This window comes from Streptomyces sp. NPDC002092, from assembly GCF_053593775.1.
Genome location: NZ_JBSFDG010000040.1, coordinates 1 through 24,149, shown reverse-complemented (window position 1 = coordinate 24,149; position 24,149 = coordinate 1). Strand labels below are relative to the sequence as shown.

Sequence of the window (24,149 nt, the reverse complement as noted above, 5' to 3'; positions counted from 1 at the left end):
CTACCCACTTGAGCAAGCCCCACCACGACCTGCACCGGAGGTGCGGGGAGCGGGCAGGGGGCGCGGAGGGTGCGCGGCCGAAGTCACTGATTCCTAATGCGGTCTGTCAAGCCGCGCGAGCGGTTGGCGGGGTTAGTTCGTAGCGCCGTCCGTCGCGCAGGAGGGCCCAGAGGACGTTGACTCGGCGGCGGGCGAGAGCGAGCACGGCCTGGATGTGGCGCTTGCCCTCGGCGCGTTTGCGGTCGTAGAACCGGCGCGACTCCTCGCTGTGCTGGATGCTGAACAACGCCGAGATATAGAAGACGCGTTGGAGGCGGCGGTTGTATCGCTGAGGACGTCGCAGGTTGCCGCTGATCTTTCCGGAATCGCGGGGCACCGGGGCGACGCCGCCGAAGCCGGCGAGGCGGTCGGGGGTGCCGAAGACCGTCATGTCGCCGCCGGTGGCGGCCAGGAACTCCGCGCCGAGGATGGTCCCCAGGCCGGGCATGCTCGTGATCACCTCAAAGGCGCCGTGGTTGCGAAACCGGGCCTCGATGGCCTTGTCGAGCTCGGCACAAGCGACTCGTCCGCCTCACCACGTAGGACACGGTCTTAGCTGCGCCGCTTAGGCTCTTGCCGTCCACCGCCAGCCCGCGCAGTCCGGCGGCATCGGCGCTTCGGGTCGGCGGTCCGCGAGCCAACGGCCGACGGCCCGGTCCAGCGCGTCGCCATCGAGGCGGGCCAGCAGCCGGCGCACTGTCGTCTCGGCGGGCAGCGGCCGACGGGGCATCAGCGGGTCGAGATGGACGCCAAGGCATTCCAGCGCGTGCGGCGGGGCGTCGGCGATCCACTCGCCAACCGCCAGCAGCGAGGTGGCCGCAGCCAGGACCGCGCACGCGGTCAGCGCGAGCACGAAGGCCAGCGCGTGGCGCACTCCGCGCGGATCACGCGGGTCCGGCACCTCGGCCAGCCGCTCCAACAGGCCGGGTACTTCCCGGGATGCCACAGCGCAGTGCTCGCGGAGCTGGTCAAGGGCAGGCGGGATCAGCGGTGATGCGTCGGGAGGCGCGGGCCTCCACTCAGATCACGGGGCGTCAAGACCTTCATGATCTTGGAGTTGCGTAGAGCCACGTCCGTCCGACCGCAGGTCACTCTGGCGCCTAGCTTCGGGAGGCCCCAGCCACCCAGGTCCGCCAGACGTGACGGGTGTTCGGCATCTCAGGGCGGTCCAGGAGCCAGAGCACATAGCCGGCATGGCACCGGGCCCATGGACTGTCCGAGTGGACTGCACGATCGAGCCTGCCACGCAGGTCAGCGCTGTCAACAGCCCGGGCAACCCGCACGTATTCGCGGTCCTTGCAACGATAGGCACGGCAGACGACGATCTCGACCAGGTCGGTGAGCTTCGCTCTGATCGTCTCCTCCTGGTGAGCGATGGCCACGTCCCGGATAAGGCGCTGCTTCGTACCCCACGCCTTCGCATGACGTGTCCACTCCTGCGGGTATCTCGCCTCCCACTCCAAGAACAGCAACGCGTAGGGCAGCCCAGGCCATGCCGCCATGTCTCGGGTCGCTGGGAGACCCCACAGCCCATCGGGAAGCGAATACCTCTGGGCCTGGTGATACATCCGACTGGCCTGCAGGAAGGCCGGCTCCCGGTACTGCTCCTGCGTTCCCAAGGGCAACGTCAGGCGCCACATCTCGTTGAACCGACCGAGAGCGTCCTGGACCTTCCGCCTGGCGTCGGTCAGACGGGCAAGCGCGGCAGCCCGTTCAGCCGGATCATCCGCTATAAGCCCGAACGCCCAGCCCAGTCGTTCATCCCACGCACCAGCGGTGTCCGCACCTGCATCCGCTTCCTCAGTCACGCACGGGATCATCCCCCAGCGCAGCCGGCTCGCTCAGCCGACGGTGACAGATACCGCTGCCAGACACCGTGGCCCAGCGGCCCAACGCCCGATACCAGGGACCGTCCGCTCACCCCCTTCCGCCCACGTGATCAGGAAACGGAGGCACCCTCAAGTGATCAACGCACCGCCCCCCGGCCAACGCCACTCACCATGCAGGGCAGGCCGCCGCGTCGGCGAGCGGCTCTTGGTCGAGCCCTCGCCCCGATGCCGCACGCACGCCTGCGAGGTCGGCAAGGCCCCGTTGCGCGATGCGGCCTGCACCGGCGGCGCGGCCTGGTTAGGAGGTCATCGCTCCGTAAGATCCCAAGCCGCAATCCGGGCGTACTGTCGCAATTGGGCACTGGTCTTCGCCGGTGCGTCGCAGCCGCCCCGGGGCGGAAGGAGCAATCATGTCCACTCTCGGCACACAGCAGGCACCCTTGGATCCCGCCAGGCAGGAGGCGTTCGCAGGGGAAGTCGCCGATGTCCTGAACAAGGCCGCGCTCGCCCTGCTCACCAGCGTCGGCCACCAGTGCGGCCTGTTCGACACCCTGGCCGCCCTTCCACCGTCGACCAGCGCGGACATCGCCAAGGCCGCGGACCTCGACGAGCGGTATGTGCGCGAGTGGCTGGGCGGGATGGTCGTCGGCGGCTTCGTGGAGTACGAGCCGCAGGGGCGGACCTACTTCCTGCCGCCCGAGCATGCCGTCTCGCTGACCACCGCGGCAGGCCCGGACAACCTGGCCGGGATGATGCCCTACCTCGCGCTCATGGGCGAGGTCGAGCAGCAGGTCGTGCACGCCTTCCGCGAGGGCGGCGGCGTGCCGTACTCGGCCTATCCGCGGTTCCAGGCACTGCAGGCCGAGGAGACCGCCCGGATCTACGACCTGGCGCTCGTGGACACGATCGTGCCGCTGGTCGATGGCCTTGACGAGCGGCTGCGCGCCGGGATCGACGTCCTTGACGTGGGTACCGGGCAAGGGCACGCGCCGCTCGTGCTGGCACAGGCGTTCCCGGCCAGCCGGTTCCACGGCCTGGACCAGTCGGAGTCCGGCATCGCGACCGCGCGCGCCGAGGCCGTCCGGGCCGGGCTGGCCAACCTCCGCTACAGCATTGCCGATTCGACTCAGATCACCGGCGAGTACGACCTCATCACCGCCTTCGACGTGATCCACGATCTGGCGCGGCCGGCCGAGACGCTGACGGCGATCGCGAAGGCTCTGCGTGAGGGAGGCACGTTCCTGATGGGCGACATCGCCGCCTCCAGCAGGCTGGAGGAGAACATCGGGCATCCCTTCGGGCCGGCGCTCTATGGCTTCTCTGTCTTCTACTGCATGACGACCTCGCTCAGCACGGGCGGAGCGGGCCTGGGCACCGTATGGGGCCAGGACACGGCAGTGCGGATGCTGAAGCAGGCCGGCTTCGGGAACATCGACATCAAGTCCGTGGAGGGTGATCCAATCAACGTCTACTACGTCGCGACCAGCCGCTGAGGGCGGCATGGTGGCAGTGCCAGGCAGTGGGTGAACGCGCCGGGTGGCAGGGTTTCTCCGCGCCCGGTGGCCGTTCAGCCGCCGGAGTGCCGTCCGTTGCCTTGCACCGGCGGGGTGGCGACCGGAACGGTGGAGGGAGCGGCAGACGGCGCGGTGGCGGCGGGTGTCCGCCCGCTGGGGACGGATGTGCTGGTGGCCGGGGTGGGCGTGGCGGGTGACGAAGGGATGTCGGGGGTGTCGTCGCCGGAGGTCAACAAGGCGAACAGGGCGAGACCTGTGCCGTAGCGGCCCTGGAGGCCAGTTTGCGGGAGCGGCTCGGGCGGGAGTGCCCCGCGGAGCGAGCCTGGCCCGCGCGCGGGACGGGTGCCGCAGCCGTCGGCAGGGCGGGCATTTCGGCGGTGGCCTCCGGCTTCGCCGGGGCCGGCGTCCGGTGATGCTGGGCGAACCAGTCGGCTGCCTGCTCGGCGCTGGGCCGGTGGGTGGGGTCCTTGGCGAGCAGGAGCAGCACGTAGTCGATACCGGGGCAAGTGAAACGCGCAGGTTAAGGGCCACAACCAGCCCGCTCGCCTCGTGGCGGACGGCGACCTTGTCGAACCTCGCGGCCAAGGCACAGTGTCGATCGAGGCGATGATCCGCCATACCGCGGCATGCTCCTCTCCACTCTCGGCTTCGAAGCGGCGGGCACATCTCCGTATGGGGAGGCAGGTGAGACGCTTAGGTCATGGCCCTTCGACCACGGCCGGACATCCGAGGCTCCTGGCAGCCGGGGCACACACCCGCGCTTCTCGCCATCCCACTGGGGCTGATCGTCACGGTCTGTGTAGTCGATGTACTGTCTCCGCCGCACATCCACCTCGGTCCGCTGCTGGTGGCAGCACCCGCGATCACAGTGGCGTTCGCCGGGGCCCGAATGACGGCACTGATGGGGGCTCTCGCGGTGGCAGCCCAGGTGCTGATCGGCGCACTCAGAGGGGTCCTGCCCGCCGCCAACATCCAGGCCCAGATCGCCGCCCTGATCGTCGTCTCCGGCATCTGCGTCACCATCTGCGTGGTGCGGGACCGGCGTGAGCGCCAACTGCACCAGGTGCGGTCGGTGGCCGAGGCGGCGCAGAGCGTGCTGCTGCAACCGTTGCCCGCACACGCCGGCTCACTGCGGATCGCCGGCCTGTACCTCCCCGCCGAGGAGGAAGCCGAGCTGGGCGGAGACCTCTACGCGGCCGCACGGACCGCCCACCACAGCACCCGGCTCCTCATCGGCGACGTACGCGGCAGTGGCCTGGCCGCGATCAACAACGCCGCCCTGCTGCTGGGCGCCTTCCGCGCGGCCGCCCATCGCCAGGCCACCCTCCCCCGCCTCGCCATCCACCTGGACGCCGCGTTGCGCTGGGACACCAGCCAGTGGCGACCACCGGCGGAGCAGGACACCCACGAGGACTTCGCCACCGCCACACTGCTCGACATCCCCGACCACGATCCGGTCGTCCACCTCATCACCTGCGGGCACCCACCGCCGCTCCTCCTGCGCGGCACTCGGCTCACCCTCCTCACGGCCGAGGCGAGCCACCTCCCGATCGGATTCGGCGGGGTCTTCGGCATCACCGCCTACGACGTCGAGACCTTCCCGTTCGAGGTCGGCGACCTGCTGCTCCTGTACACAGACGGCGTCATCGAAGCACGCAACGCCGACGGACTGTTCTATCCCTTCACCGAACGGGCGCCCGAGTGGACCAAGGACGACCCCGAGGAACTCCTGCGCCACCTCCAGGAGGACCTGCTGGCCCACGTCCACGGACACCTCGACGACGACGCGGCCGCAGTCGCCATTCGCCGCCTGGCCGTCTGAACCCCGGCCACCTGGGCCCGCACCCAGTTCCGATTCACCGGCGCCGCGCACCGGGAGGTCGGCCGCGCGGGCGCCCCCGGACTCTTGCAGCTCAGGCTCCGGACGGACCAGGGACGCCTCCTCTTCCCCACCCGGCCCGGGCTGCCGTAAGCCCAAGGGCAGCGCACCGAGACCGTCCCCGGAAGGAGTGCCCACACAGGGGATTTTCGGTCGGGTCACGGTGAGCACCGTCGACTCGTGGATCGGGTTGCAGCAGTACGTCGTCGACATGGACCCCCGCCTGGAGGCGGGCGATCGGCGGACCGTCGTCGCCGCCGCCATCTGTCTGCACCTGCTGCGCCGGCCTCCGGGTCACACCGCCGCGCCGGCGCGTGGCTGGAGTGTGGCTGCGGCGCCCGGGGACTACTGCGCGCCGGTTCCCTGATCGGCGAAAAGGCCGGCCCTGGTGGCCACGAGCGTGCCGTTGGCCGCGGGATCCTGTGGCGCGGCAAGGACCTTCTCACTGTTGCACAGCAACTGGACCTTTCCCGCCGCCGCCAGGGTGACCGTCCCCGTGGCGCTCAGCGACGCCTCGTTGTAGCCGCTGCCGCGAGGCGTGGCCATGTTGGGCCCACCGGTGACCCTGCAATTCCCCTTGTCGGCGTAAATGAGGAAGGCGGAACCGGTCAGGGTGTACGTCCCGGCAGGAAGCGACAGAGCGACGACCTGCGTGTCCGTCGTCCCGATGGAGTGCACTGCCGTCGCCTTGTAGACATCGCCTGGAGCGGCGGACGCGGCGACTCGTTGTGAGGCATTCGCAGTGGCTCCCGCGTAAGTCGCTCCCAGGGCGGCCATGGCGATGGCTGCCATCACCATGGTTCTGAGCTTCACGATTCTGCGCATGACCAACTACCCCCTGAAAATGCCAGATTGATGTCCGCTCAAAATACCGTCAGTGCAGTTCCATCGGGTGGTGTGCGGTCCGCTCGCCCGAATGACCACCAGCCCGTGGATTCCGGTTTCCTTTGTGTTCATGGAGCGTCTTCCGCCGGCCACTGATCGGGGGACGCTTGCGAGCCTGAAGTAAGGGCCGCACCATACAAAGCCCCCGTGCCGTTGAAGGGGGTATTCGAAGTCTCAACCCGTGATGGGGCAGGGTCGCGTCGTTCAGGTGGTATGTCCTGGTTGATCACATGATGCCGAGGGTGATCAGTGGACGGTTGGCGTCGCGGGTGTGGTGGCGGAGTCCAGCGGCGATGTTCGTCTGGTTGGCGAGTCGGAGAAGCCGATGGCCAGGTTGCGCGGGGATGCCATGGCACGTGGAGCGGTGCCGGTGCGTACGCGGGAGGCGTCCTCGGCGTACGTGGTGTTCCTGACGTGGTGGATCTTGTTCTCGATGCCCCAGTGGCCGCGGACGCGGCGGGCGATCTCGGTTGCGTCGGCCTGCTCCGGGGTCAGGTCGGTCACCCCGTGGATGCGTTCCAGGGTGACCTTGCCGGTGGTGACGATCCGTCGGCGGCGCACGATCTGGACGGCCTGCACCGCGTGTGGGAACGCGATCCCGGCGACGGCGGCGGCCTTGATCCGGCGGATCTCGTCGCGGCCGTGCGCGGTGGCCCGCATCTTGTCCAGGAGTGGCACTTCCCGCCATGACAGGGCCTTCAGCCACTGGTGCAGGCGTGGGCGGTCTGCGAGTGGAGGGCGTCGAAGGTGACCACCGTGCCGTGCAGGTTGAGCGGGGCAAGCAGGGGCTGGAAGACGGTGATCTCGTTGGTCGTGGCGTCCACCTCGCGCTGGGCGGTGACCAGGCCGGTCCCCGTCATCTCGGCGAGCAGACGGACCTGGGTGCCGTCGGTGCGGCGGGCACCGCGCACGGTCTTGCCGTCCACGGCGAGGGAGGGCAGGGGCCGCCGGTCGCTGTCGTTCTCCTCCTGGCCGGCGGCGCGTTCGCGCCCGGCGAGCCAACCTCCGACGGCTGTATCCAGCGCGTCGCCGTCGATGCGTTGGAGGACACGACGCACGGTGGCGCGCATGCGGCCTGCAGAGTGCCGTAGGAGGTGGAGAACGTCTGCGCGTTGTCGGGATGCTTGTGCAGCAGGTAGCCGAGGTCGGTCGCGGGTCGTTCGGGGGTGCCGGTGGTGGTGATGGTCAGGAACACGTGGCCAGGCCTCGTGGAAGGGGATGAACTGCGGATGGGTTGAACCGGGATCCTTGCTGTGCGCCAACGTACAGCGAACATCCCCTGCGTACCCTGGCATTTTCGCCGCCCAAGCGGAGCCGACCTCCTCTCTTCGCGGGCCTGTGTCGGCCGTGGGGAACCCTGTGACAAGATCCGCTGGCATGTCATCTGTCATGTCGTCTGCCATGCTTTCGTTGCCTTCGTCGCCCACGGGCCCCTCAAGAACCGGTCGCCGTCTGCTGGTCGCCCTGCTCGCGCTGCTCGCGACAGCAGGCTCCACCGTGGCCGAGGCCGGCACGCCGTCCGGCCCGGCGCCCGGCGCCGCGGTGAGCGCGGCCGAACCCGCGACGCCCGACCGCCCCAGCTACGACGTGAAGCTGCGCGCCGACGCCGATGGCACCCACTGGGCGGGCCGGCAGACGGTGTCCTTCCGCAACGCCTCCAGCCGGCCCCTGCGTGAGGTGTACATACGCCTGTGGGGCAATGGCGAGGACGGCTGCGGGACATCCGGAAGACCGTCCCCCGTCCGCGTCTCCCACGTGCGCGGCGGCACTCCGGGCCGCCCCGGCGTGAAGTGCACGGCGCTGCGCATCGCTCTGCCGAGGCCGCTCGCACGCGGTGAGCGGACGGCCGTCTCCTTCGACGTGGCCCTCACCGTGCCCGCACGCAACAACCGCTTCGGCCGCGAAGGCGCGTTCCGCTTCCTGGGCAACGCGCTGCCGGTCCTCGCCGTGCACGACGCGAAGGGGTGGCACCTCGATCCGTATGTGTCGTACGGCGAGAGCTTCTACACCCTGGCGAGCGACTTCCGGGTGCGCCTCGACCACCCCTCCGCCCTCAAGGTCCCGGCGACCGGCAGCACATGGACCCGCCCCGGCGGTACCGGGCGTACGGTCACCCACAGCGTCGCCAAGCGGGTGCGGGACTTCGCATGGGCGGCGGGCCCGTTCCGCACCGCGACCCAGACCTCGCCCGGCGGCGTGCGCGTGAAGTCGTACTGGTCGCCGAACACGCCCGCCGCCGGTGTCCGCCTCAACCGCAAGGACGGCGTCGCCGCCATCGACCGGTTCGGCAGGGAGTTCGGCCGCTATCCGTACGGCGAGATCGACCTCGTGATGACCCCCGGGTTCGCCGGCGGCATGGAGTACCCCGGCCTGGTCATCCTCGGCACCGAGGAGGAGGGCGGCGCCACCGTCCACGAGATCGCCCACCAGTGGTGGTACGGCATCGTGGGCAACGACGAGTACAACTCACCCTGGCTGGACGAGAGTTTCGCCCAGTACGCCAACGCGCGCTACTACCGCTGGGACGGGTTCGAGTGCTCGCCGGACGGCTCCTGGCCGAGCGCCACCGCCGCGCTCACCAACTCGATGGCCTACTGGTCTACACACCGTGGCGAGTACTTCCAGGTCGTGTACGGGATCGGCCCCTGCGTCCTGGCCGACCTGGAGCACGTCCTCGGGGCCGGCACCATGGCGCGCCTGATCAAGAAGTACGCCCACGACCACTGGTACGGCGTCTCCACCACCGCCGGCTTCAAGAAGGCCGCACAGTCGATGACGCACAGGGACCTCGGCCCCTTCTGGCAGAAGCACCGCATCCGCTGAAGTCGTACTCCGCTCGCGGGTGACGGGCGTACCCCGTCGGCGCCACGATGCCGGTGACCGACGGGGTACGCGGGCAGGGCGGCGTCGTTCCGGCGGTGCATCCGGGTTGATGGGGCTTCAGGAGCTGGGGCAGGACTGCGGGGTGGTCGGCGGGGGCTGACGCGGAGGCAGGCACGACTTCCGGTGATCATGAGGTGTCGAGTCCCTGATCACCACGACGGAAGACCGTGCCTGCCCCCTCGTCCTCGCTCATCCCGCGCCCTCTGGGCCAACTCGCCGACACCGCGCCGACCGTCCCCGATGTCTTGTTCTCGCCCCGCGAGCCGGCTGTTGTCGACGAAGCGGGTCCGCCCGGCCCAGCGGTCGCGACCATGAGCGGTCAAAGGGTGAGCCGACCTTTCCAGGCCGGCCCTCGGCTGCCGTCCGAGGGTCATTCCCGCCCGGCGCTCACCGCGTCGTGACGTCGTGGGCCGTGCCGTCCGTGATGGCCTGGAGTTTGTCGGGATTGGCGACGTTGTGGATGGCGGTGATACGAGCGTCGGCGTCGAAGTCGAAGGTGACCGTGGCAATCACCCGGTTCGGGGCGCTGAACACCATGCCCGGGCCGCCATTGATCTCGACCAGCTCGGCGCGCATGTCGGCGGGCTGAACACCCTGGTAGGTGACCGTGCCGATGGCCGCGAACCACGAGGCAACCGTCTTTGCCCCCACGACCGGCTTGAGTGCCTGACGGACCTTGCCGCCGCCGTCGGTCCACAGGGTGACGTCCGGGGACAACAGCTCCATCAGAGTGTTGATGTCACCACCGGTCGCGGCGGCGAAGAACCGCTCGGTGACTTCGCGCCGACGAGATCGGTCGGCGGTGAACCGGGGTCTGCGGGCCCGTACGTGCTCTCGCGCGCGGTGCGCTGCCTGTCGTACCGCCGCCTCGGACCGTTCCACCGCCTCCGCGATCTCGGCGTGGCTGAAGCCGAAGACCTCCTTCAGTACGAAGACTGCGCGCTCCAGCGGGCTCAGCGTCTCCAGCACCACCAGCATCGCCATCGACACCGACTCGGCGTCCATGACGGCATCGGCGGTGTCGCCGCTGGTGAGGATGGGCTCGGGCAGCCATGGGCCGACGTAGGTCTCGCGCTTGTGCCGGGTGGAACGCAGGCGTTCCAGCGCCAGGTTGGACACGATCCGCGTCAAGTACGCCTTGGGATCAGCTACTTGGGCACGGTCGGCGGACGACCACTTGATCCAGGCGTCCTGCACCGCGTCCTCGGCGTCGGCTGCGGAGCCGAGGACGCGGTAGGCCACGGAGAACAGAAGCCTGCGGTATTCATGAAAGACCTGCTGGTCGGCGCTCACTCGGCACGCTCGGCGCGGCGGGTGAAGCGGCCGCCGTGCGGCCAGAACGCGCCCGAGGCGGGCATCTTCTTCATGCGGCCGAAGGTCGGCCAGGGCGAGGCAGTCACCGTCTCCTTATAGCGGGCCGCCATCCGGCCAGTCAGATGAATTCGCCGCGGGCTGTCGTCGGGGCGGGTGAACTGCACCACGGCGTCGTGCCGGCCCAGGCTCACCGGCGTGTGGTAGTAGCCGAAGCGGAACAGCTTTGGTCGCTTGCCCTTCAGTGTGCGGACGATCGACACCGCGGCGTGTACGCCCGTCGGCATCCCGCCCTGGCAGGTGCCGTGCATGACGCCGTAACCCTGGCGGATCGCCGCGGCGTCACCGATGGCGTACACCTCAGGGTGCGACACCGAACGCAGCGCGGTGTCGGTGACGATACGGCCGCGTTCGTCTACGGCCAGTTTGGCGGCGGCTGCCAATGGCGACACCCGCGTACCGCTCGTCCACAGGACGACATCGGCGGCGATGCTCTCCCCGCCCGCCAGTGCGACCGACCCGGGCAGCACCTTCACCACCTCGAGGCCGCTACGCACCTCGACGCCGAGGCGGTCGAGCGCCGACTGCAGGTACGTCCTGGCCCTCGGGTTCATGGACGCACCCGGTTCGTCCCGGCCCAGCAGTACGACGTTCAGCTCCGGGTACCGCTCGGCGATCTCCGCGGCCGCCTCGATCCCGGTCAGCCCGCTGCCGGCGACCACCACCGTGCCGCTGCCGAGCCGCGCCAGCCGGTCGGCCAACGCCTCGGCGTCCTGGGGGCTGTTGAGGGTGTAGGCGTGGTCGTCGGCGCCCGGCACCCCAGTCGTGTCGGACACGCTGCCCAATCCGTACACCAGCGTGTCGTAATGCAGGACCCGGTCGTCGTCGATCCGCACCGTCCGTGCGTCCGCGTCCACCGCCGTCACCCGGCCACGCACGAACTGCGCACCCGTCCCCTCCAGCACCTCCGGAATGCTCAGCTCGGCAAGCTGCTGCCCGGTCGCCGTCATGTGCAGCCGCAGCCGCTCGGTGAACCGCTCATGCGCGTTCACCAGGGTCACCTGCACGTCCTCGCGCCGCTTGAGCCGGGACGCGAGCTGGATGGCCGCGGACATGCCCGCATAACCCGCGCCCAGGAGCAGAACGCGGTGCGTGGTGGTCTCCGTACCGGTTTCGTGCCGTGCACTCATCGCTTTGCCTTCCTCCACTCGCTCTTGACGACCAGTGGATGGAGGCTGCGAGCCAGTCCGTGACATGAGATCGATGTGATGCATGCCACAGTCGTCTTAGTGGAGGGTGCACCTTCTCGTTCAGCCCGCAATCAGCTGGGGGCGAAGAGCGCAAGTGGGGCTTTCAAGGGTCTGGCCGCAGTTCCGTGAACGCCGGGCGAGGATGCCGGTCAGCCCAGCGAGGCGCTCGCTGCACGCAGTCGCGTCGGCGATCCCCTCGGCCAGCAGTCGGCTCAGCGTCTCCTCTCCGGCGACCAGCAGCTCGCGCTTGTCGGGGAAGTGCCGGAAGAAGGCGGTTCCGGCGCGGTCAGGTCAACGACCTGCTCAAGGTCGCGCACGCTGGGGCACCTCCGCAGAACCCCGGGGGGTGCAAACCCGGTGACGCTCAGTCCCGCGGAGAGCGCAGCGGACGCGTGCGCTTCACCTCCGGGGACCAGGAGGAGGTGCACAAGGCCGGTGACGCCTTCTATCAGCCGCCGGGACACCGGCCGTACGTGGACGCCGGCACCGAGCTGCTGCAGTTCATCCCGACCGAGGAACTCGCCAGGCCCGAGCGGGCTATCGGGGAGTGGATGAGCCGTCAGCAGGGCGGTACGCCGTAGGCCCGACGGAGTGAAGACGCCAGGTCTTCGTACCCGCCATGACCTGGATGACCGGCAGCGGCCTGCTCCTCCCCCTGGTCGGTTCCCACCTGCCCTTGATGGGCCCCTGTTTCCTGGCCGGCATCGGCGCGGCCCCTTCCTTCAGCTCCGGTTTCTCCCTCCTCGGCCGCCGGACCACCGGTGCCGCGGAAGGGATGAGCTGGGCCTCGTCCGGCATGGGTGCGGGCACGACGATCGGGGCCTTCAGCGGCGGATGGCCGGCGGACCTGATCCCTGACCCTCGCGTCGCGCACCACACGAGGCGGTGGCACCAGCAGGACGGTCCAACCGTCGGCGTAGATGAGGCGCCATCTCACCCCGTACTGCTCTGGAGAATGCGTTTCCTTGGCCCATGTAGTTCTGTCGCGAGATCGTTCCTGTCAGGGTCCTTACGTCTGCCCGGAGTTGGAGCGTCACGACCCAGGGCCACGGCATGGCTTTGAGTGATGCGCGCAGTGTGAGGTGCAGGAAAGGGGGAACCGTCCACGGCGTGTGGCGCGTGTATGCCCCTCATTCCTTGGAAGTAACTCCTGTTTTGTGTGCTTGTAGGTCTGAAGTAAGGGCATCCGGTTGCCAGGAGGTTGATATCGATGGTTCCCCTGCTTCTGGTTCTTCTGCTGGCTCTGATCCTCTTCGGCGCGGGCTTCGCCCTCAAGGCACTGTGGTGGATCGCGGTGATCGTGCTCGTCGTGTGGCTGCTCGGCTTCGTCGTCCGCTCCGCGGACGGCGCAGGCCGCAAGGGCCGCTGGTACCGCTGGTAGACGAAGGACACCGGCGCGAGGAGCGCGCGCCACGCGAGCCATGAGTGGGCCCGGCCGTTACGGCCGGGCCCACCGGCGTGAAAGAGAAGTCCATGTGCGACAGTTGGGAAAGATCCGGCCTATCGGGCGCACCGCAGGATACGTGAGTCATGCACCGGCCCCTCAGGCTCAGCAGTGGAACCCTGCTCCTCCTGTCTGCCGGGCCGATGCGTATCGCCTCCAGCCACTGACCTCACGCCGGGTGTTCCGTCCGATCGCCGACGGCCCCCTCAGGCCACGGCCCATCGCAGTTCATGGATGAAGGTAGTCGGACGGGGTAGCAGGGCTGCTGCCGTGTATACCCCGTTCAAGGAGGGACAGTGACCGAGCCAGCAGGTCTGAGTGTCGAGGTGTCAGTGCTCAGCTCCGACGCCGCGATCATCACCATCAGTGGGGAGCTGGACGTCGATACGGGCCTCGTCCTGCAGCACCAGCTCGCGGGCCAGGTAGTGCATGGGCGCCGTCACCTGGTGCTGGACTTGGCGGAAGTACCGTTCATGGACTCCTCTGGGCTGGGCGTCATCATACGAGCCATAAACGAGGTTCGGAGCATCGACGGATCCGTGTGCCTGGCCGCCCCCAGTCAAGTGGTGCGACGTCTGCTCGACCTGACCGGGGTCAGCATGAGCTGCCGGATATTCGACAGCGCGGAGGCGGCCTGTGAAGCGCTCCTCGGTCAAGGCGGTGAGACCGTGAACACCACGAAGGGCAAGGCGGCTCGATAGCAGATCAACCAGAGTCGGACGATACACACAGGGCCTGTTCCGCGTAACTCCTCCCGCTGGGGGAGGAGTTACGCGAACAGGCGCTGGTCGTGAGATTCATCTGATCGACTACCTCGACGTGGCTGGCTGACTCGTCGTTGCCCTGGCGGTAACACGGCACAGGGGCCTTACGCCACTCCTCCAACCCGGCGGCGCTGCCGATCAGTTGCGGACGCGGCGCGGCGACGACGGCCAAGGTCGGGAACAGTAGGCTTCGGGCGGGTCCGCGCCGAACGCACTCGGTGCGGGTGGCTTCGTACGCGGCAGGGAGCAGCACTTCGACAGCAGTTCAAGAGGCACTACGGCCGTCAGCGCTCTCCGGATGTTCACGACGATGGGCAGCAGCGCGAAAGGTTTTTCCGACGGCCTGACGTACCCTCCCGCACGATACGCGCACTCCCGTGCGATAGCCTCCGCGGCGGCCGTGAGCGGGAGGAGAACGGGATGAATCGGCAGGTGCGCAGAGTCGTGCCGTGGATCGTGGGCGCCGCGGTCGGTGTCCTCCTCGTGCTCTGGTGGTCATGGGGGAGTCCAGCGCAGGCGCGGCGGGGAGCTCTGGGCGAGCCGGACGGGCTCCCCCCGGGGTCAATGGGCACCGGTTCGCTGCACAGTGTGTCGTTGCCGGGTGGTGGGATGTCGGACGGGGACCACTGCGGGGCCAAGGGCTACCACTTCTTCCCGGTTCCGCCCGGCGCGCACGCCGCGGCTGCCGCCGCGTTGAGCGGCCGTCGGGTGCCAGGCCCGCAGTTGGCATTGCTGTCCTATGGGGGCGGGGACGGTCTCACGGGCGTGACCGGACCGTACCGACACCAGTGGACGTTCTCGATCTCGTTCGGGCTGGGCCCCGGTACGTCGCAGGCGCTCAGTCTGGCGCAGCCGATCGGGGCGCACGGGGTGGCCGTGGAGATCGAGGGACCGCACGGGCTCGTCGCCGGTGCGCACGGGCTGCCGGTGAGCCTGCACGGTGCAACAACGGGCCCTGACCATCGGCTGGCCGTCCGCTCCGGCGACGAGGTGACCGCCGACCTGACCCTGCCGCTGGCGGCCGTGTGCCCCGGCATCGACGCCCTGCAAGTCGAGAAGGGGCTCTCTGGACCGATCGATGCCCACAACACCGTCATCGGGCAACCGCCGTACAGGCTGTTCGTCTCGATCAGCGACTCGTCCATCGGCGCGCTGCGCGCCGCCGTTCACGCTCCCGTCGCCGGAGACGCGCTAACCGGCGACAACCTCAACTAGGCCGGACCAAAGCCGCAGTCCCGGCCGCGGGTGCCGGCCGGTGCGCCATGTGCGTGGCGAGCTCCGTCGGGCGTGTGCGGCTCCGCACGGGCTGAGGACAAAGGCGCTGGCTACGGGCGGAGGTAGCTGACCGTGGGCGTGCCGTTGCCGACTGCCCCGCTCCCGGGAGCGGGTGCTGCCCGAAGTCGCGTACATCGCCTCCCCGAACGGGCCTGCGACGCCCGGAGTCGTGTCGAAGTGACGACGTGACTCGCGTACACAGCCAGTGCGGGCCTGCCGCGTCTCAGAGGTCACTGACCGCTGGAGGCGGCGGGCTCCTGGCGCAGCAGGTCGGGCCGGGCGTCGGCGAGATCGAATGCCCGTTGGAGGCCTTCCACGAGGACGGGCTCGATCCGGTAGACGCGTACGCGGTCGTCGAGCTCGAGCACGCGGGTGTTGTTGTCCGGACCGACCCGGCGCCGTACGGCGCGGACGCTGGTCAGCACTCCACCGATCTTCCCCTGCCCGATCGGTGTCTCGGGGTGTCGGGCGAAGTGCTCCTGGACTGCGTCGTAGGAGGCGGTGCCGCCCAGCTCGACAATGCGGCGCAGCACGGCGCGGGCGCCGGGCATGACGGCGGCGACGGTGTCGAACAGCAGCCGGTCCGTCCAGCCTTCCCAGAGGTCCTCACCGCTGAGTTGTTCCGGACCCGGCCGGGGCTCCAGGGCCGGGGCCTTGGGCCAGTCGCCAGCTGTGGCGGCGGGGTTGAACCCGTAGGCGGCCTGCACGGCCGCGATCGCCTGCTCGTACGTGTCGGTCTGGGTGTCGATGGTCAGCTGCACGCCCTGCCCCTCCGTGATCCTCGGCTCCATCCTGGACCCGGCCGGGGACAGGCCGAAGGCGTTCCGGCGGAAGTCCATGGCGGCCGCACGGGCTTCTGGCGCGCCCTCCCACTCCGTTCGGCACCGCGTATCGGGGAGCCGCCGGTGATGCACCAGTTCCTGCGCCACGTCGGCGACGGCCCCTGGGGGGGTCGCGTAGATGGTCTCGATCGGGGAGAGCACGGTGCAGAGCAGGACGTCGTGCCCGTCGCCGATGCCGAGCAGGGCGTAGAACCAGCCCTGGCGTTCCTCCCACTGGAGCCGGATGCCGCCGTGGCCGCTGGTGCGGCTGACGTTCCACACCAGCCGCATGTAGGTGGTCAGGCCACGCCGGCCGGTGCGGACGTCGGCCCGGACGCTACCCGGCGGGATGCCCCGGGCGGTGAGGGCTTCGTCGACAGCCCGAACGTAGGGCCAGTGCGGCAGCCCCTGGGGCCTGCCGGACCAAACTGGCGGGTCAAGCAGCATGGATCTCACCTCCGGGGCGGCTGGAGCGGGTCGGGTCATGAGGCGCGGCGGGATGAGAACACCGCCTACGTCCGCGGGCTGCTGGTGACGGCCGGCGTTCTGCCCCCACGGCAGGAAAACCTCGCCCGGCTGGAGACCTGGCTGGCCGCCAAACTCACCCAACTCCCGCCGCACCACGTCACCCTGGTGAGGCCCTTCGCCGAGTGGGGCATCGTCAAAGACGCCCGGCGCAGGGCCGCCCGCGGCCGCTACAGCCTGGCGGCCCACAAGGGCGACTGCACCGGCATCCGCGTCATCATCCGCTTCCTCGCCTGACTCGACGACCAGCACCTGCACGTCCGTGACCTCACCCAAGCGCACCTGGACACCTGGGCGAGCACGCATCCGACCCAGCGCACCCGCCTCATCCCGTTCGTCCGCTGGATGCACGCCCGCCGCATCGTCCGTGACCTGGAGATCCACCACCGGCCGAGGCAGCTCCCCGGCACCTTCCAGGACGAGGCGACCCACCAGTCCGAACTGCGGCGCTGCCTGACCGACACCGGCCTTTCCCTGCCCGTGCGCATCATCGTCGCCCTGGTCCGCCTGTACGGCCCTGCCCCTGACCCGGATCGTCGAACTCACCGCCGACCAGTTCCACCGTGACGCCGAGGTCGCCTACCATCCCGCCCGCGGCGGATCCGTGCCGCACTGCGGAGCCCGACTGAGGAGGTCCGGCCTAGCGAGGGCGTTGAACCGGTACTCGGAGGCGAAGAAGCGCTGACTGGCTTCGGCATCCCCGGCGAGGCCGTACTCGCGGATCGTACGGATGTCTCCACCGGCGCAGAACGCCTTCGTGATCTCGCATGAGCCGGGCCAGGGGGCCGGGAAAGTGCCGGATCGCTCATCTGTACGTTCGGCGGATCGGATGTGTCGGATGTATTGACGCGCCCTCTTTTTCCGATCTAGCCTCTGCCCGATTTCCCGAACAGTGTTCGATATGTCGTTCAACGCCTGACGAAGAGTGAGGTGGCCATGAAGGCTTCCGTCCGAAGTGCCGCCCATCTGAAGCGCCTTGACGGGCGCTGAGAGACACAGACGCCCGGCCCGTGTCGCAACCGCCCCACACGGGCGGACGCACGTGCTCGCGCGCCCTGACCCGCCGTCACCACGGCGCCATGGGCGAAGCGGCGATACACCGACCTTCGGATCCCGTCCTTCCGGCTCGCGCGGCAGCCGGGTCCCGTCCCGCCCACTCCGAGACCAAGTCCCCCGCCACCCCGCTCCCCCTTCGCCCGGCGGTGGCACCCGCACACGACAGGAGATCCCGTGTCTGCGCTCCGCGCCCGGCTGACGGTGATATTGGTCGCCGCGTGCCTCCTCTTCACAGGGCAAGTCCTCACCACGCCCCAGCGGGCGGCCGCCGCCGACCCCGGCTACCTGATGGTGCATTTCACCGGCGATTCCGCGACCGGTCAGATGCTGTACCTCGCGCACAGCACGGACGGCCTGCACTGGAACGACCTCAACGGCGGAGCGCCGGTCCTGAACTCCACGATCGGCACGAAGGGAGTGCGTGATCCCGCGCTGGTGCGCTCACCTGACGGGAGCAAGTACTGGATCATCGCGACCGACCTGTGCATCCGCTGCGGCTCGACATACACCAACGGCAGCCCCAATTTCGTGGTGTGGGAGTCGACCGACCTGGTCACCTGGTCGAAGCCGTGGCTGCTCGGCGCCGCCGGACTGATCCCCGGCGGAAAGAACGCGTGGGCGCCGGAGGCGATCTGGAACCCGGAGACCACTGACTACGTCCTGTACTGGGCGACGAACGCCACGGTGAACGGCATCTTCAAGTACCGCATCTACGCCGCCCGCACCAAGGACTTCCGCACCATCACCACCCCGCAGATCTGGATCGACCCGCCCGGCAGCACGCCGGTCGTCGACACCCAGATGACGGAGGTGCCCGCCGGTTTCGGCCCCTACCGCTACCTGCGGGTCTCCGGCGACGGCCAGAACAACGTCGAGGGCAGCAACTCGATCCTGGGGACGTGGACCAACCTCGGCAACCTCTCCAGCATCGGCCTCACCGGCAATGTGGTCGAAGGCCCGGTCTGGATGCAGTTCAGGGACCGCAATGAGTGGGCCCTCTACATCGACTACAACAACCCGCAGGGCTTCCGCGAATACAGGCCGATCCTGACGACCAACCCGTTCGACGTCAGCACCTACCGGCTTCAGGATGCGACCAGCTATGACATGGGCGGCACCCCGAAGCGCCACGGCGCGATCATGACCCTCACGGCCGCCGAGGAGAGCCGCGTACTCGCCCGCTGGCCCAACACCCCGGCCCAGCGACTGCAGTCGTACAACTTCCCCGACCGGTACGTGCGTCAGATCAACTTCGACGTACGCATCGACCCGGACGTCAGCCCCGTCGAGGACTCCCAGTTCCGGATCGGGCCCGGCCTGGCCGGCACCGGCACCGTCTCCTTCGAGTCGGTGAACCACCCCGGCTACTTCCTGCGGCACGCCAACTACGACTTCCAGCTCGCCCTCTACGACGGCAGCAGCCAGTTCGCCGCGGACGCCACCTTCCGCAAGGTCGCCGGCCTCGCCGACTCCACCTGGTCGTCGTTCCAGTCGTACAACTACCCCGACCGCTACATCCGCCACTACGCCTACTACCTGAAGCTCGACCCGATCACCACCGCCACGGGACGCGGCGACGCCACCTTCCGTGTGACGAGCTGACCCGACACCGACACCGACACCGGCGCTGACGAGCAGCCCGCCCCGAACCCGGTGCCGACCACGGCCGAAGCCGCACCGGCACCGAGGCGTCGACGTCACCCGCACCGTCCGCACGGGCGGAGACCGGGGGTTCGTCCACGCCCGCCCTCACCCCATCCTGTAAAGGAGTCCGTCATGTTCAAGCCACCGTGGATACGCAGCGTCAGACGCGCACTGCTGGCGGCCGGTGCCACCGCCGCCCTCGCCGCCGGCCTGCTCACCGCCACGGCCGCCCCTTCGCAGGCCGCCACCCAGCAGCCATGCGACATCTACGCGGCAGGCGGCACCCCCTGCGTCGCCGCGCACAGCACCACCCGCGCCCTGTACGGGGCGTACAACGGCCCGCTGTACCAGGTCAAGCGCGCCTCCGACAACGCGACCAAGGACATCGGCCTGCTGAGCGCGGGCGGATACGCCGACGCCGCGCAGCAGGACTCCTTCTGCGCGAACACCAGCTGCGTCATCACCGTCATCTACGACCAGTCGCCCAAGCACAACAACCTCACCCAGGCGCTGAGGGGCCACTGGCCCGGTCCGGCGGAGAACGGCAACGACAACCTGGCCAACGCCTTCGAGGCGCCGGTCACCGTCGGCGGGCACAAGGCATACGGTGTCTACATCGCCCCCGGCACCGGCTACCGCAACAACAACACCCACGGCATCGCCACCGGCGACCAGCCCGAGGGCATGTACGCCATCTTCGACGGCACGCACGTCAACGGCGGCTGCTGCTTCGACTACGGCAACGCCGAGACGACCGGCAACGACGACGGCAACGGCACCATGGAGGCCATCTACTTCGGCACCAGCACCGGCTGGGGCCGCGGCAGCGGCACCGGCCCCTGGATCATGGCCGACCTGGAGAACGGCCTGTTCTCCGGGGTCAACCGCGGCCTCAACGCGGGCGACCCGACCATCAACCACCGGTTCACGACCGCCATCGTCAAGGGCGGCCCGAACCACTGGGCCATCCGCGGCGGCAACGCCCAGTCGGGCAGCCTGTCCACCTTCTACGACGGCGTGCGCCCCAACGACACGGGCTACAACCCGATGAAGAAGCAAGGCGCGATCATCCTCGGCATCGGCGGCGACAACAGCAACACCGGCCAAGGCACCTTCTACGAAGGCGTCATGACCTCGGGCTACCCCTCGGACGCCACCGAGAACGCCGTCCAGGCCAACATCACCGCCGCCGGCTACAACAGCGGCTCGACCAGCACCGGCTCGCTGACGCCCGGCTCCCGGATCTCCCTGCAGGCCACCACCGCCCCCTGCTGCACCTCGCACTACCTCCGCCACGACGACACCGACACCAAGGTCGTCATCTCCAGCATCAACTCGTCCAGCCCGGCCACCGACAAGGCCGACGCCACCTGGATCGTCCGCGCCGGCCTCGCCAACACCTCCTGCCTGTCCTTCGAGTCCGCCAACAACCCGGGCCAGTACCTGCGCCACTCCAACTACCAGCTCTACCTCAACACCGACAACGGCGGCAGCTCCTTCGCACAGGACGCCACCTTCTGCCCCACCACGGGCAACAGCGGCGTCGGCACGTCCTTCCAGTCCTCCAACTTCCCGACCAAGTACCTCCGCCACTACAACTACACGGCCTACATCGCCGGCAACGGCGGCTCCAACGCCTGGGACAACACGAAGTCGTGGGCCCAGGACACCAGCTGGCTCACCGCGGCTCCCTGGAACTGACGAGGGACGGAACCCATGGGCGGCTCCTGGCCGGGGCCGCCCACGGGTTCTCCATCCGCCCGCACCTTCCTACGCCCCGGAGGCACCAGATGAGGGCAACCCCCCTCCCCTCGCGCCGGCTCTTCCTCGGCATGGCCGCGGCCGTGCCGCTGTCCATGACCGGCGCGCTGACCCTCGGCAGCCAGTCCGCAAGCGCCGCGACGACCTCCCCGTTCGTCATGGCCTACTTCACCCAGTCACCGAGAAACCTCGGTACGGACTACGGCCTGCACCTCGCCGTCAGCACCGACGCGCTCCAGTGGATGCCGCTGAACCAGAACAACCCCGTCGTCACCCCGACCGCGGGCGACCGTGGTCTGCGCGACCCCGTCATCCTGCCCAAGCAGGACGGCACCTACATCGTCATGGCGACCAACCTGAAGGGCACCGACTGGACCGAGAAGAGCCCGTACATCCACGTCTGGGACTCCGCCGACCTGCGCTCCTTCGACAACTACCGCCTGCTGAAACTGCACGACATGGCCACCCACACCTGGGCGCCCGACGCCTTCTGGGACGCCTCCCGCGGCCAGTACGCCATCATCTACTCGGCCGTGAACAGCAGCGGCCACAACGTGATCATGGTGAACTACACCACGAACTTCCAGACCGTGACCTCGCCGCAGGTCTTCTTCGACCCCGGCTACGACATCATCGACGGCACCCTGGCCAAGGACGTGAACGGCGTCAACTACCTGTACTACAAAGGCCACAACAGCCTCACGGGTGCGAAGTCCACCTCGCTCGATCCCGGCAGCTTCACCCAGTTCACCTCGGGCCTGGCGCCCCCGGGAGGCATCGAGGGCCCGATCCTCGCCCAGGCCGCCGGCACCTGGTACCTGTGGGGCGACGCCAACGCGCTGTTCTACACCTGGCAGACCAGCGACCTCTCCACCGGCACCTGGACCGCCACCGACCGGCGCGTCCACACCCAGCCGCTGAACTCCAAGCACGCCGACATCAAGCCGATTCCCCAGACGGTGTACGACAACATGGTCGCCAAGTGGGGAAAGCCGGCCTGGAACCGGCTGAAGTCCTACAACTTCCCGGACAGATACTGGCGGCAGGCCGACTCCATCGGCCGCATCGACCCGTACCCCTTCGACCCCTACACCGACTCGCAATGGAAGTTGGTGCCGGGACTTGCGGACTCCTCCGCCGTCTCCTTCCAATCCGTCACCGATCCAAGCCGCTACCTGCGGCACTCCTACTTCCAGCTGCGACTGGACGCCAACGACAGCACCGTGAAATTCGCCCAGGACGCCACCTTCCACAAGACGTCCGGGCTCGCCGACCCTTCCTGGTCGTCGTTCCGCTCCCACAACTACCCGGACCGCTACATCCGGCACTACGACTACGTGCTGCGCATCGACCCGATCTCCACCACCACCGGCAGAGCCGACGCCACGTTCTTCGTCTGGTACTGAGCTTGGCGTCTGTCCTCGCCTGTGACCCGACTTGCTGATCTGTGGTTCTTCCAGGGACAGCGGAGGCGGCCGCTCTTCACGCTTCGAGATGCCACGCAACGAAGCACGAGAGAGCGGTCGCTGCGGATGCGCTCTTCGAGCTCACGGACGCGGCGGCCGCTCTGCACGCTTCGGCGTAGGCATCCCTTGAAAGCGCTTCTTCAGTAGAGGCCATTTGAGGAAACCGTGGTCCTGGGACGATCCGGCGTCGATGCTGCTGATCTTCTCCCCCGGCGCACGCGCGAGGAGCACTTCGAGCAGGTCGCGGAGATGGCACAGCGCGGCGGCGAGGAGTTCGCGGAGTTCCTCGTCCGCCACGACAGCTTCTTCGTCGAACCCTGAACGGCAACACATGACTCCACAGAAGCGCCGACGCGGTCCAGTGGGATGTCGGGGGCGGGGACAACGAAACCGTTTCGTGCCGCTTTGATTCCTACGGCCGCTTCCGGTATGACCACGCCGAGCAGGAGCAGCAGCGGGAGGGTCCAGCCGCCGCTTGCGCTGTGGAGGAGACCGATCGTCAGCGGCCCGGCGCCTGCGAGAAGGTATCCGCTGGTCTGGGCCATGCCCGACAGTTGTGCGGCTGTCTGCGGGTCCGGGGAGCGCAGGGTGAGCAGGGTGATGGCCAGGGGGAAGGCGCTGCCGGTGGCGAAGCCGAGCAGGGACACCCACAGCCATGGGGTCTGCGGGGCGAGGAGGATGCCGGTGAGTGCGGTGATTTTCACCATGGCGATGGTGATGACCAGGGGTTTTTGGTCGTCGAGACGTGCGGCGAGGACGGGGACGAGGTAGCCCATGGGGATACCGATGAGCAGAATCACCGACATCATCGTTCCGGCCTGTGCGGGGTGCACGCCGGTGTTCTGCATGATGGCGGGCAGCCAGGACACCAGGGCGTAGAAGGTCAGCGACACCAGGCCGAGGAAGACGGCGACGGCCCAGGCCAGCGGTGAGCGGCTGACGGCGGGGCCGTGGGCGCGCCGGGGGCGTTTACGGCGTTTTCCGCCTCCGGGGCGGGCGAGTGGCCCCCACAGGATGGTTCCGGCGGCTGAGGGGATGGCCCATACGGCGAGGGCGATGCGCCACCCCGCAGTGCGTTCGAGGGGGACGGCGAGGCCGGCGGCGATGGCGCCGGAGGCGGCCATGAGGGTCATGGCGAGTGCGGTGAGGGAACCGACGCGGCGTGCGAAGTGCTGTTTGACGACTGCGGGCAGCAGGACGTTTCCGATGGCGATTCCGGCTCCGGCCAGCACAGTTCCGGCGAACAGGACCGGTGCGGCGGGGATCGTGCGCAGCAGGATTCCGGTGGTGATGAGGGCGAGGGCGAGGGTGATGGCGCCTTCGGTGCCGATACGGCGGCTGAGGGGTGGCGCGAGGGCGGCGAAGACGCCGAGGCACAGGACCGGGAGCGTGGTCAGAAGGCTGGTGGTGAACGCGCCCAGGTGGAAGGTGTGTTGGAGGTCGGTGAGCAGGGGTGCGATGCAGGTGATGGCGGCGCGTAGGTTGACGGTCAGGAGTATGAGTCCGGCCAGTGCCCAGGTGCGGCCGGCGTGAAGTGTGGGCGAGGTACGCATGAAGTTTTTCCCCGTTGGCATAGCGGCGGCTCCCCCTTGAGCAGGTAGGGGGAGCCGCTGGTGTTGCGGGCCGCCAGGGGTGTTCCGGGCGGCCCGGGTGGGTCAGGCGTTGATGAGGGCCTGCTTCGCCTTCGTCTTGGTGTGGAAGGGGCAGGCTGAAGCTTCCCCTTGATGTCGGACACCTGGAGACTGGGACGTGAGGTTCCAGAGGAAGTAGTGCCAGGTGGGAAGCAAGAGCAACCGCAGCAGG

22 protein-coding genes and 4 pseudogenes are annotated in these 24,149 nt (G+C 68.8%); 14 read left to right on the top strand and 12 right to left on the bottom strand.

Going from position 1 to position 24,149, the window contains the following annotated elements; genetic code table 11:
- Positions 1-106: 106 nt before the first annotated feature.
- From ACWCRD_RS44125 to ACWCRD_RS44115, 3 genes and pseudogenes are all read right to left on the bottom strand, one after another.
- Positions 107-550 (bottom strand): annotated as a pseudogene (locus tag ACWCRD_RS44125) (transposase); the annotation flags it as partial.
- 54 nt (positions 551-604) lie between these two features.
- The gene (locus ACWCRD_RS44120; RefSeq protein WP_450971319.1) at positions 605-985 is read right to left on the bottom strand and encodes a transposase family protein; all 381 of its coding nucleotides are present in this window, start codon (positions 983-985) and stop codon (positions 605-607) included.
- Between the two features lie 154 nt (positions 986-1,139).
- On the bottom strand, positions 1,140-1,847 hold the full coding sequence (locus ACWCRD_RS44115; protein ID WP_450971318.1) for a hypothetical protein: 708 nt from the start codon (positions 1,845-1,847) through the stop codon (positions 1,140-1,142).
- Between the two features lie 431 nt (positions 1,848-2,278).
- Here ACWCRD_RS44115 and ACWCRD_RS44110 point away from each other — a divergent pair, with 431 nt between their 5' ends.
- The 3 genes from ACWCRD_RS44110 (at position 2,279) to ACWCRD_RS44100 (ending at position 5,628) form a co-directional block, all read left to right on the top strand.
- Positions 2,279-3,361, top strand: a complete 1,083-nt coding sequence (locus tag ACWCRD_RS44110) for a methyltransferase domain-containing protein (protein ID WP_450971317.1) — start codon at positions 2,279-2,281, stop codon at positions 3,359-3,361.
- A gap of 721 nt (positions 3,362-4,082) precedes the next feature.
- Positions 4,083-5,204 carry a PP2C family protein-serine/threonine phosphatase gene (locus tag ACWCRD_RS44105; RefSeq protein ID WP_450971316.1) on the top strand — a complete coding sequence of 374 codons (1,122 nt, stop codon included), beginning with the start codon at positions 4,083-4,085 and terminating at the stop codon, positions 5,202-5,204.
- Between the two features lie 220 nt (positions 5,205-5,424).
- The gene (locus tag ACWCRD_RS44100; RefSeq protein WP_450971315.1) at positions 5,425-5,628 is read left to right on the top strand and encodes a hypothetical protein; all 204 of its coding nucleotides are present in this window, start codon (positions 5,425-5,427) and stop codon (positions 5,626-5,628) included.
- Here ACWCRD_RS44100 and ACWCRD_RS44095 read toward each other — a convergent pair.
- The 4 genes and pseudogenes from ACWCRD_RS44095 to ACWCRD_RS44080 form a co-directional block, all read right to left on the bottom strand.
- Positions 5,607-6,086 (bottom strand): hypothetical protein, encoded by a 480-nt coding sequence (locus ACWCRD_RS44095; protein WP_450971314.1) that lies wholly within the window; start codon positions 6,084-6,086, stop codon positions 5,607-5,609. The genes ACWCRD_RS44100 and ACWCRD_RS44095 overlap by 22 nt on opposite strands.
- Positions 6,087-6,392: 306 nt before the next feature.
- Positions 6,393-6,824, bottom strand: a complete 432-nt coding sequence (locus ACWCRD_RS44090) for a hypothetical protein (protein WP_450971313.1) — start codon at positions 6,822-6,824, stop codon at positions 6,393-6,395.
- Between the two features lie 20 nt (positions 6,825-6,844).
- Positions 6,845-7,216: a hypothetical protein gene (locus ACWCRD_RS44085; protein WP_450971325.1), complete on the bottom strand. Its 372-nt coding sequence runs from the start codon at positions 7,214-7,216 to the stop codon at positions 6,845-6,847.
- 11 nt (positions 7,217-7,227) lie between these two features.
- Positions 7,228-7,341 (bottom strand): annotated as a pseudogene (locus ACWCRD_RS44080) (hypothetical protein); the annotation flags it as partial.
- 206 nt (positions 7,342-7,547) lie between these two features.
- Here ACWCRD_RS44080 and ACWCRD_RS44075 point away from each other — a divergent pair.
- Positions 7,548-8,969, top strand: a complete 1,422-nt coding sequence (locus ACWCRD_RS44075; RefSeq protein ID WP_450971312.1) for a M1 family metallopeptidase — start codon at positions 7,548-7,550, stop codon at positions 8,967-8,969.
- A gap of 447 nt (positions 8,970-9,416) precedes the next feature.
- Here ACWCRD_RS44075 and ACWCRD_RS44070 read toward each other — a convergent pair whose 3' ends face one another.
- The gene (locus ACWCRD_RS44070; RefSeq protein WP_450971311.1) at positions 9,417-10,322 is read right to left on the bottom strand and encodes an RNA polymerase sigma-70 factor; all 906 of its coding nucleotides are present in this window, start codon (positions 10,320-10,322) and stop codon (positions 9,417-9,419) included.
- Entirely contained in the window at positions 10,319-11,530 is a 1,212-nt protein-coding gene (locus tag ACWCRD_RS44065; RefSeq protein WP_450971310.1) for an NAD(P)/FAD-dependent oxidoreductase, read from the bottom strand. The genes ACWCRD_RS44070 and ACWCRD_RS44065 overlap by 4 nt, the downstream gene beginning before the upstream one ends.
- A 452-nt stretch (positions 11,531-11,982) precedes the next feature.
- On the opposite strand from ACWCRD_RS44065, the gene ACWCRD_RS44060 reads away from it, so the two are divergent.
- The 4 genes from ACWCRD_RS44060 (at position 11,983) to ACWCRD_RS44045 (ending at position 15,013) form a co-directional block, all read left to right on the top strand.
- Complete coding sequence (locus tag ACWCRD_RS44060; protein WP_450971309.1) at positions 11,983-12,171, top strand: hypothetical protein; 189 nt, start codon at positions 11,983-11,985, stop codon at positions 12,169-12,171.
- Positions 12,172-12,800: 629 nt separating this feature from the next.
- Entirely contained in the window at positions 12,801-12,971 is a 171-nt protein-coding gene (locus tag ACWCRD_RS44055) for a hydrophobic protein (RefSeq protein WP_146464684.1), read from the top strand.
- A 359-nt stretch (positions 12,972-13,330) separates the two neighbouring features.
- On the top strand, positions 13,331-13,735 hold the full coding sequence (locus tag ACWCRD_RS44050; protein ID WP_450971308.1) for an STAS domain-containing protein: 405 nt from the start codon (positions 13,331-13,333) through the stop codon (positions 13,733-13,735).
- A 672-nt stretch (positions 13,736-14,407) separates the two neighbouring features.
- Entirely contained in the window at positions 14,408-15,013 is a 606-nt protein-coding gene (locus tag ACWCRD_RS44045) for a hypothetical protein (RefSeq protein ID WP_450971307.1), read from the top strand.
- A gap of 290 nt (positions 15,014-15,303) precedes the next feature.
- Here the strand turns inward: ACWCRD_RS44045 and ACWCRD_RS44040 are convergent, their stop codons facing one another.
- A complete protein-coding gene (locus tag ACWCRD_RS44040; RefSeq protein WP_450971306.1) occupies positions 15,304-16,341 on the bottom strand; it encodes a DUF6292 family protein in 1,038 nt (345 codons plus the stop codon).
- 84 nt (positions 16,342-16,425) lie between these two features.
- Here ACWCRD_RS44040 and ACWCRD_RS44035 point away from each other — a divergent pair, with 84 nt between their 5' ends.
- Positions 16,426-16,656, top strand: a complete 231-nt coding sequence (locus tag ACWCRD_RS44035; protein ID WP_450971305.1) for a hypothetical protein — start codon at positions 16,426-16,428, stop codon at positions 16,654-16,656.
- A 108-nt stretch (positions 16,657-16,764) separates the two neighbouring features.
- The gene (locus ACWCRD_RS44030; RefSeq protein WP_450971304.1) at positions 16,765-16,986 is read left to right on the top strand and encodes a hypothetical protein; all 222 of its coding nucleotides are present in this window, start codon (positions 16,765-16,767) and stop codon (positions 16,984-16,986) included.
- A gap of 12 nt (positions 16,987-16,998) precedes the next feature.
- On the opposite strand, the gene ACWCRD_RS44025 is transcribed toward ACWCRD_RS44030, so the two are convergent.
- Positions 16,999-17,385, bottom strand: a complete 387-nt coding sequence (locus ACWCRD_RS44025) for an enoyl-CoA hydratase/isomerase family protein (RefSeq protein WP_450971303.1) — start codon at positions 17,383-17,385, stop codon at positions 16,999-17,001.
- A 264-nt stretch (positions 17,386-17,649) separates the two neighbouring features.
- Here ACWCRD_RS44025 and ACWCRD_RS44020 point away from each other — a divergent pair, with 264 nt between their 5' ends.
- The 4 genes and pseudogenes from ACWCRD_RS44020 to ACWCRD_RS44005 all read left to right on the top strand — a co-directional run.
- Positions 17,650-19,077: a glycoside hydrolase family 43 protein gene (locus ACWCRD_RS44020; protein WP_450971302.1), complete on the top strand. Its 1,428-nt coding sequence runs from the start codon at positions 17,650-17,652 to the stop codon at positions 19,075-19,077.
- 174 nt (positions 19,078-19,251) lie between these two features.
- The gene (locus ACWCRD_RS44015) at positions 19,252-20,820 is read left to right on the top strand and encodes an alpha-L-arabinofuranosidase B (RefSeq protein WP_450971301.1); all 1,569 of its coding nucleotides are present in this window, start codon (positions 19,252-19,254) and stop codon (positions 20,818-20,820) included.
- A gap of 89 nt (positions 20,821-20,909) precedes the next feature.
- Entirely contained in the window at positions 20,910-22,286 is a 1,377-nt protein-coding gene (locus ACWCRD_RS44010; protein WP_450971300.1) for a glycoside hydrolase family 43 protein, read from the top strand.
- A gap of 235 nt (positions 22,287-22,521) precedes the next feature.
- Positions 22,522-22,667, top strand: a pseudogene (locus ACWCRD_RS44005) (cupin domain-containing protein); the annotation flags it as partial.
- Between the two features lie 194 nt (positions 22,668-22,861).
- Here ACWCRD_RS44005 and ACWCRD_RS44000 read toward each other — a convergent pair.
- Positions 22,862-23,899, bottom strand: a pseudogene (locus ACWCRD_RS44000) (MFS transporter); the annotation flags it as partial.
- Positions 23,900-24,149: the final 250 nt, after the last annotated feature.